Here is a 319-nt window from a genome sequence, read left to right on the forward strand (position 1 = left end):
GGCGCCGTCCACCGCCACGCCGGAGGGCACCACCGCCCGCAGGACACGGACCGCGGCCATGCCCTGCTGGCGGCCTTCCTGGCCGGGGCAACACTGCCGGACTGATCAGAGGTTGCTAGCGTTGAGGTTATGAATGAATCAGCCTGGGAACCGGCGTCAGGACAGCTGTGGTGGCCGTGGCCGCTGGACGAAGCGGGCGTGGCCGCCCTGCAGCAGCAGCTCACCGACCGTTCGCTGCTCGGTGCCTTCGCCGGCGGCGCCCCGCAGGCCGGTGACAGCGTGGTCTCCGTGCTGCTGGCCGTGAACGGCGAACAGCGCG

General features: G+C 71.5%; 1 protein-coding gene. It reads left to right on the forward strand.

All coding sequences use genetic code 11. The features are described from left to right. Positions 1 to 129: 129 nt before the first annotated feature. On the forward strand, positions 130 to 319 hold a 190-nt coding region (locus AC5RV2_RS19165), incomplete at its 3' end, for a hypothetical protein (protein WP_494093641.1).

It is taken from the genome of Arthrobacter sp. Y3225116 (assembly GCF_059091245.1).